Annotated in this window: 7 protein-coding genes; all 7 read left to right on the forward strand. The window is 44.8% G+C overall.

The window, feature by feature from the left end; genetic code table 11:
* Window positions 1-117: 117 nt before the first annotated feature.
* Complete coding sequence (locus PPIS_RS05055) at window positions 118-603, forward strand: Hcp family type VI secretion system effector (RefSeq protein ID WP_010377064.1); 486 nt, start codon at window positions 118-120, stop codon at window positions 601-603.
* 78 nt (window positions 604-681) lie between these two features.
* Window positions 682-1,083 (forward strand): type VI secretion system baseplate subunit TssE, encoded by a 402-nt coding sequence (tssE, locus tag PPIS_RS05060; protein WP_010377066.1) that lies wholly within the window; start codon window positions 682-684, stop codon window positions 1,081-1,083.
* Entirely contained in the window at window positions 1,083-2,807 is a 1,725-nt protein-coding gene (gene tssF, locus PPIS_RS05065) for a type VI secretion system baseplate subunit TssF (RefSeq protein ID WP_010377069.1), read from the forward strand. The genes tssE and tssF overlap by 1 nt, the downstream gene beginning before the upstream one ends.
* Window positions 2,808-3,773 (forward strand): type VI secretion system baseplate subunit TssG, encoded by a 966-nt coding sequence (tssG, locus tag PPIS_RS05070; RefSeq protein ID WP_248694207.1) that lies wholly within the window; start codon window positions 2,808-2,810, stop codon window positions 3,771-3,773.
* A 28-nt stretch (window positions 3,774-3,801) separates the two neighbouring features.
* Window positions 3,802-6,489: a type VI secretion system ATPase TssH gene (gene tssH, locus PPIS_RS05075; protein WP_010377072.1), complete on the forward strand. Its 2,688-nt coding sequence runs from the start codon at window positions 3,802-3,804 to the stop codon at window positions 6,487-6,489.
* A 26-nt stretch (window positions 6,490-6,515) separates the two neighbouring features.
* Window positions 6,516-8,555 (forward strand): type VI secretion system Vgr family protein, encoded by a 2,040-nt coding sequence (locus PPIS_RS05080; protein WP_010377075.1) that lies wholly within the window; start codon window positions 6,516-6,518, stop codon window positions 8,553-8,555.
* 16 nt (window positions 8,556-8,571) lie between these two features.
* Window positions 8,572-8,994: a hypothetical protein gene (locus PPIS_RS05085; RefSeq protein ID WP_010377078.1), complete on the forward strand. Its 423-nt coding sequence runs from the start codon at window positions 8,572-8,574 to the stop codon at window positions 8,992-8,994.
* Window position 8,995: the final 1 nt, after the last annotated feature.

Here is an 8,995-nt window from a genome sequence, read left to right on the forward strand (position 1 = left end):
GTTCCCAAATTGGCATAAAGCGTGGCGCTTTGTTTGGGGATCAAACGTGAAAAACATGCGTTTGATCAATGCCTTTAATAATTAGGAAACATCTTATCTTAAAAGGAGAAATTAAAAATGGCAATTCCAGCGTATATGTGGTTAAAGGACGACCAAGGTAACGACGTTAAAGGTTCAGTAACTGTAGCTGAGCGTGAAGGTTCAATTGAGATTTTGCATTTCGATCACGAATTGCGTATCCCAACTGATAACGACACGGGCGAGCTAACAGGTACTCGTAAGCACGAGCCTTTTGTTATCACAAAAGCTGTGGATGCTGCTACTCCGTACATGTACAAAGCGTGTTCAAACGGTCAAACATTAAAGCAACTTGAGCTTAAATGGTACCGTATTGATGACACGGGTACTGAGCGTGAGTACTTCCGCCATACGCTTGAAGACGTGAAAATCACTTCAATCACGCCAACAATGCACAACGTTAAAGATTTGGATAAAGAGCGTTATCCTCACCTTGAAACAGTGCACATGCGTTACAAGCGCATCACTTGGACGTACCTAGACGGTAACATTGAGTTCTCTGACTCATGGACTGAAGGTCGTTAATTTCGAGTGTTGGAGGCCTATTGGCCTCCTTTTCAAGCTTACACTAGTTCGCACAATGAATAGAGAGCGTATTTTTCTATGGCCTTATTTGATTTGCTAGCTCAGCCATCACGCCAAGCCTATAGCGATAACAATTTATCGCATCTAAGCGACAGCGTATGTAAACACCTAACGCAACTGTTGAATGCGCATAGGGGAGTGCTTGAGCACTTAGGTGATTACGGTTTACCGGATGTGGAAGATTTATATGAAGGACTTCCTTACTCGCAGCAAACACTTGCCAATGAAGTAAAAAGAACCATAGAAAAGTACGAACCAAGAATCACCAACCTCATCGTTCGACCCATCGACATAAAAGAGGAAAACTGTGTGATTCGATTTGAGATAAGAGCGCAATTAAAAACCGGCGAGATAATCAGATTGAATACTAAGTTTGCGTCAGGTGGTAAAGCAAACGTCAATGCAGGAGGAGCAGACTAATGGATATGCAGCAATATTTTGATGCGCAAATGAGGCTGTTAACACAAGCAGGTAAACAATTTGCTCAGCAGTATCCTGAACATGCCGGTTTTTTAAATATTGACGCATTAAAGGATAGAGATCCCCATGTTGAGCGCTTGCTCGAAGGAGTCGCTTATTTAACGGCATTCACGCAAAAACGATTGGACGAGACGCTACCTGAAGTGTCTGAGCAAGTACTCAGACAGATTTGCCCAATATTATTAAACTACTATCCGTCTACGACGGTGCTAGAGTTTGCGCCAAAACTCACCATGCAAGGGTTGGTGAGTGTGCCAAAAGGCGCGAAAATCTCTTCCCATAAAAGTGACAACGCTCCTGTGGCTTGTCACTTTACGACCACCGCAGAAACGAAAGTGCTGCCGTTTGAGATCTACTCCGTGGACTATCATGAGATCCATACCGGTGCGACATTAAACCTGCACCTCAAGCGGTTAGGCCAAGGCAGTTTAGATGATTACGATCTCTCTAAATTGCGGGTGTATTTACGTGGTGACACGCCGCTTTGTGCCAGTCTTTATCAAATGATGAAGAACCCAAACGCAGCGATAGAGGTTGAGACAGGAAAACTTGGCAGTACGACGCAATATACCTTGAGCAAGTCAAAAATAGATGCAGCTTTTCATAAAGACAGCACCGGAATGTTGCCGAATAGCGAACAGAGTCATCCCGCTTATGCGTTGCTGCTTGATTACTTTAACTCTCGTGAAAAGTTCTATTTTGTTGAACTAACGGGACTGGATACACTAAATATTGATCCAGACACTAATACTATCAGTATCAAAATAGCCAGTGATATTAAATTACCGCCCGGTAACAAAGTAAATGCGGATAATATCCTGCTTAATTGTGTACCAGCGGTAAATATCTACCCGGTAGATGCGGAGCCTATCCGAGTCAGCGAAAACCAAACCGAATACCAACTGCATCCGGTGCAAAATAAGCTTGGAGAAAGTTTTTGTTATAGCGTTAAGTCGGTACAAGGCGCAAGCAGTAGCACTGGAGAAGCCATCGACTTTGTTTCTCGGTATAGCACGGTATATGAAGATAACGCCCATTTGTATTCACTGATAAGCCGTGATATTGGCGGGGTATCGCCGCAGACGTACATTCAGCTTTCAATGCAAGAAGTGGGTGATATTACTACTTTATCGACTGATCTATTAGCGCATAACGCAGCGTGGCCAAGGCAAACACTGCAAGAAGGCGATATCAATGCACAAAGCGCTGATGTACCGTCGGTACTTGGCGTTAAAAATGTTGTAAGACCGAGCAAGTTGCTTAATTCTCCTGATCAGGCTTTACATTGGCAGCTCATTAGCTTGTTGAATATGCGTTTCTCTCAACTTGCAGAGCCAACCCAGCTGAAAAAGCTATTGGCACTGTTTGATTGGTCGGAGCGCTCTGAAAATCGAAACCGTATTGAGAGTATCCAAGGCGCTGAATCTAAACCTATCTCATTGCTACAAAAGGGCGTGTTTGTTAAAGGGATAGAGATCCATTTAACCCTAAACGAAAAGAGCTTTGTTTGCACAGCTGATGCGTATCATTTTTGCGATGTGTTGCATCAGTTCTTTAAATTATATGCGCCAATTAACGAGTGCTTAAAAACCCGAGTTACGCTGCTGCCAAGTTACCACGAGTGGGAGTGGGATGTGACGGCAGGCGATAGTTATCAGGTGTAAATGATGGAGCAGCAAAACCAACCCATTTGGGCAAAACTGCCAGAGCCGATAGCGAAATTGATGGCCACACCTTGGCGTTTTAGCTTGTATAAGGCACTAACGCTTATTGAACAGCACTGGGCTAGCAATAACGAGTTACAAAGTGGCCACAGTCATCGCGTTGAAATTGCACCGTATAAAGAACTTGGGTTTCCAGCCTCAGACGTTAGACGCTGCGAATTGCAAGTAAGGCAACGAGGTAAATTGAGGCTTGAAACGTCATTTCTCGGTTTATATGGCGTTGACGCTGCGATGCCGCACTACTTATTAGAGCAAGCCGCAGGAGATGAAGAGATAGGTGCTAGAACACGCGCATTTTTAGATCTCTTTAATCATGTATTGTATTGCCAGCTATTTCAAAGTTGGAAGAAGTCTCAGATTAATCTCGCAGGCATTGGTGCGCAGCAATTTGATCAGATAGTTGCTGCAGTATTTGAAAATAATCAGTCAGATAAGAGCAAACTAAATCTTATTAGTGCTAAACAAACCAGTGCAGCTGGGCTTGAGCAAGTATTAAAGCAAGCGCTACAAGACGAAAGCTTAACGCTAAAAGACAATATCGTTGAGTGGGAAGATATTACCGAAGCGGGCAAGTTAGGCTCAAAACAAAGCGGTTTTTCATTGGGTGGCAATGGCGTATTGGGTAAACGCGTACTGGTCACCGGCAATCGTATTTGCATTGAGCTTGGTCCAATGGACGAGGCTGAGGCACAGCTATATGAGCCAGGTGGTGTAAAGGCGAAACGGTTATCACAATTATTAAATTGGCACACCTCAACCAAAATGAATTGGCAACTGTTAGTGCAGATCAATCGCCAAGCGCGCGAGGGCACTCGGTTAGGGGCTGGCAAGCTTGGGGTAAGTTGTGCGATAGGTAAAGTTAACGCACGCATAGAGAAGAAAATATATTCACAATCACAGTTTTAATGCGAACGGGAATAGCAAGGATTAAAAGATGGACGCAACAGGCATAAAGAATCTCATAGACAAACTCAATCATCACAGCGCGACAGCGTTAGAAGCCGCGGCTGGATTCGCAGCGAGTCGAAAGCATTTTGAAGTGCTACCAGAGCATTACCTATTAAAGTTAATGGAAGAGCACAATGACGGCGATGTTGCGAAGATTTTACCTTTCTTCGAAGTTGATCAAGACGCATTGTGGAATAGTGCGCTCGAATTTATCAATCAACAAGATGCTGGTAACCCGAGCAAGCCGGTTTTCTCCCGTCGCCTCTATGAGTGGTTAGAAAAAGCATGGCTCAGTGCAAACATGCGCCATCAAAATGATTGGATCACAGGAGCTGCGCTGATTGACTCGTTCAAAGACATGGCGATATACAGCCCTGCATTTGGACTGGCGCGCGAGTTCGACAAGATTGATACGCACTTCTTAAAGCAGAATTTAAATAAGATCTGTAAAGGCTCGACTGAGCGTCAAGTATTCAGTAAGCCAAATGCTGACAACACAGTGTCGAATAGCCGTTCACAAGGTGAAAGCGCGCTAGAAGCATTTTGTGAAGACCTCACTGAAAAAGCACGTTCTGGTGCAATTGACCCAGTCCTTGGGCGCAACGAAGAGATCCGTCTCGCAATCGATGTGTTGTGTCGTCGCCGTAAAAATAATCCAATCTTTGTCGGTGAACCCGGTGTTGGTAAAACGGCAGTGGTAGAAGGACTTGCTCAGCGCGTTGTTGAAGGGCAAGTTCCACCAGAACTTAAAGAAGTTAAGATCTGCGTACTGGATATGGGTCTGCTACAAGCTGGAGCAGGTGTAAAAGGTGAATTTGAGCGTCGTCTTAAACAAGTCATTGATGAAGTAAAGAGCTCAGCTACCCCCGTTATCTTGTTTATTGACGAAGCGCATACCTTGATTGGTGCTGGTGGCGATGCTGGTATGGGAGATGCCGCAAACCTACTAAAACCTGCGCTTGCACGTGGAGAAGTAAGAACACTTGCTGCAACGACATGGAGCGAATATAAAAAATATTTTGAGCGCGATGCTGCGCTTGAACGCCGCTTTCAATTAATTAAAGTCGATGAGCCAACCGAGCAAGCTGCAAAGCTCATGCTAACGGGGCTGAAAGATAAATACGAAAAGCACCACCAAATTCAAATCACAGACAGTGCAATTGAAGCCGCGGTTACGTTGTCAGCTCGATATATCACAGGTAGACAATTGCCTGACAAAGCCATTGATGTACTAGATACCGCAGCTGCTATGGTCAGAATGGGACCGGCAACGTCGCCTGTTGTGATTGATAAAGCCAAAGAGCAGATCCGTTACTATCAAAGCAGAATTGAACGCTTGGCAATTGAGTCAAAGCTTGGGATTGCAGATCAAACCTGTATTCAAAGTCTCACCGATGCGCTTACACAAGCCCAAGAGCAGCTTGCTGAGCTTGAGCAAAGTCGAGAGCTGCAAATTGATGCTTATAACGCCTTGCACGGTGCGAGTGACGAAGAGAAACCTGCGATTAGACAAGCGCTTGCTGCGTTAAATCAAGATGATAATGCGATTTTCTCCGAAGTGACCAGCGATACGGTAGCGCAAGTGATCGCAAGTTGGACTGGGATCCCTGTTGGTAACATGGTGAAAGACGAGCTGGAGAACTTACTTAAGCTTGAGCAATCACTAGCGCAAAGTGTTGTGGGGCAAAATGCAGGATTGACTGCGATTGCACAAACCTTACGGGTAGCAAAAGCGGGTGTATCGGCCTCATCTGGCCCATTGGGCGTATTCTTATTAGCAGGCCCTTCAGGGGTTGGTAAAACCGAAACGGCAAAACACATAGCCGAGTTATTATTTGGTGGCGAGAAGTTCTTAACCACGATAAACATGAGTGAATATCAGGAGTCACACACGGTATCACAACTTAAAGGCTCGCCACCGGGTTATGTGGGTTATGGTGAAGGTGGGGTGTTAACCGAAGCTGTGCGCCAACGTCCATATTCTGTGGTGTTACTTGACGAAGTGGAAAAAGCCCACGCAGATGTCATGAATATGTTCTATCAAGTGTTTGAAATGGGCGTAATGCGTGATGGTGAAGGGCGTGAAATCGATTTTAGAAACACGGTTATCATCATGACTTCTAATTTAGGGGCTGAGCAAATCATCAATGCTTGTACACCAGAAACCGAGCAGCAAGCCATGCAGCAAATGGTGGATGGGATCATTCAGCAAGGCGTACCTGAAGACGAAGAAGCACAAGACAACAACGAAGAAGAAACACCGTTTGAGAGACCGAGCTTTCAGCAGCTAGTCAGCTTAATTAAGCCAAACTTGCTCGCGCATTTTGCACCTGCGCTTTTAGCGCGTATGCAGGTTGTGCCTTTCTTCCCGCTTGATACTGATGTGTTAAAACATATCGTGGCACTAAAGCTTGAGAAGGTCGCGGCGCGACTTCGTGACAATCACGCTATACAACTGCGCGTAGATCAAACGGCGCTGGATTATCTAGCCGATAAATGCGCTATGTCTGATAGCGGCGCACGATTGGTTAACGCAACAATTGAACAACAAATTTTACCTGGGATCGCTCGCTCAATTTTGGGCTTTATGAGCGAAGAAGATATGCCAGATCTGCTGACGCTGACACTGGATGAAAATGGTGAAATTGAAGCCGTATTCGCCGACTTAAGTTAACGGTAGATACGAGTAAGGAGACAAAAATGGAAATGTTCGCATCACTTGCCGATAAACTGCCTAAGGCAAACGAAAGTCACTTTGCAATCGAAATTGCGGGGCTGTCTGGGAGTTTATTTAAAGTATTGAGTTTTGAATCACAGAATGACAGCCTATGCAGTGACTATCGCTTCGATATTGAGGTGTTAAGTGAAGAGCTAATTGAGCCTGATCTGGTGATTGGTAAAGATGTTACATTTTCCATTACGTGGGCCATGTCTGACAGAACGGTTTCGGGAATTATTACCGAATATGTTTGCCATGGTCGCAGTCATCAAGGCTACGTCTATACCTTATCTTTTCAATCACTTTTGGTGTTGCTCAAACATCAGCGATCTAATCGCGTTTTTACCGACATGTCGGCGGATGCCATTATTAAAAGCGTGTTAGATAAGGCAGGGTTCCCGTCAGGAAAATTGCAATTTAAGGCTTCATCACCATCCCTTGCCATGACAGTGCAATACGACGAGAGTGATTTTGACTTTGTAACGCGTTTAATGCGCCGCTACGGTTTTGTTTACGGCAGCACAGAGTCAACGGGTAGCCAAGCCAACCTGTCGGTGTTTGGCAGTAGCAGTGATTTTTCTTCAGAGATGGAAGAGATCACCTTGCCTTATGCGTCACCCACCGGACAAGTTAGACCGAGTGAGTCTGTCTTTGCCTTTTCTAAAAAAGCGAGCCTACTAAATAGCGGCTTTAGGCTGTATGACGAAGACTATGAAAAAGGCTGCGCACTGTCTGTTAATAGCAATAATCAATCAGAGGTTGGTGGCTTTGGTGAAGACTGTATATTTGCTGAAAACTTCATGACTGAAGGAGATGGCGATGCGCTTACCAAAGTACACCAGCAAAGCATCGACTGCCGGAGAAATGTTTTTGTTATCGATACCGACTGCCGAGCGCTTCGCCCGGGCGTAGCTTTAACCATAACCGATCACCTTAATTATAGTGGTCGTTACTTAGTGGTGTCCGTTGCCCACAAAGGCTGTCAAGGCGGTAGTGTTGAATACGGTTCCAAGGTAAAAGGCTTAACCTATAAAAACCAAGCGACGATTATCCCAATTGATGTGCAGTTTAAAGCGCCTGTTATTAAGCGCAAAAAGGTTTTTGCATCGTTTAACGCCAAGATTGAGCAAGAAGTGGATGACAAAGGACGCTATAAAGTCAAGCTGCCATTCAACCAAGATGGTGAAGGGGAAGAGAGTAAACCGACTCGACTTATGCAGCACTATGGTGGGCCTGGCGGGCACGGCATGCACTTTCCTTTAAACAAAGGAACCGAGGTTATGGTGGCGGGCGAAAATGGCGACTTAGACAGGCCGATTATTCTCGGTGCACTATTTAACGATGAAGCACTAAGCCCGGTGACAGCCGAGAATGCTACTGAAAATAAATTGGTAACAAAGGCAGAAAACACCTTGTTGATGGATGACAAACAAGGCGAAGAGAAAATCCAACTGTTCACCAAAGCGCAAGAAAACATGCTCGAATTTAATGCCACCGAAGGCAGCGAATTTATCAAGCTTGAAACCAAAAAAGGTTACATCGATATTAAATCGAAAGAAGCGATGACGCTGCAATCACAAGCGAATATTGTGGCACAAGCCGACAAAGAAATAAGCATTCGCGTAGAAGATGCTGTTTATATCCAAAGTATCGAGTCCAATATTGAGATCAATGCCAAAGAGGCGATTCAACTCACCGCAGATACCGACATTAAAATTCAGTCTGCTGACAGCAATATTCAATTTGAAGCGCAACAATCCATCAACCTAGAGGCCGCGCAAGACATCAGTTACTTCAGTGTTGATGGTAACGTCGAGCTTGCGGCACAAAATGGTAACTTCACTATCAATGCCGATAGAAACATTTCTATTGTTGGGCAAGGTAGCGGTTCAATTCAGCTTTCTCAAGGCGGCGGCAAAATAGAAATAGATGCGGCAGGTAATATTACCATTGATGCCAACAACTTGAACTTAAGCGCCAGCAACATTTCAGTGTCTGGCTCAGCAATTAGCCATAACTAAGCAGGGAGCAAAGTCTATGAAAACCAATGTCGTACAATTTCCACAATCGTTGAGTAACATCGTATGGCGTGTATCTGCCATTGATAAATTAGGTAAAGTGTTACGAGTGAAGTGTGACGAATCTAATGTAGAAATGAAGGTTAAAGGCCAATTAGACAGTGTGACACGCGTAAGTATTGACGATGAAGTGTTGCTACATAGCGTGGCAATGCCTATTGTTATTGGTCGCTTAGCTGCACCGCAAGACTTTCCGGCAGCGTCGGTGACAAATAACAACGGCACCGTGGTGTTAAATGGCGAGCAAAAAGTCTGTGTCAAAACCAAAAATGGCAGCATTGCAATCAACGGCAATGGTGAGATACAGCTTGAAGGTAAACTGCTAAACGCCGATATTGAGCAAGATCTCAGCCTCCAAGGCTGGCCAATTCGATTAAATTAAG

This window comes from Pseudoalteromonas piscicida (genome assembly GCF_000238315.3).
GTDB classification, from domain to species: Bacteria; Pseudomonadota; Gammaproteobacteria; order Enterobacterales; family Alteromonadaceae; genus Pseudoalteromonas; species Pseudoalteromonas piscicida.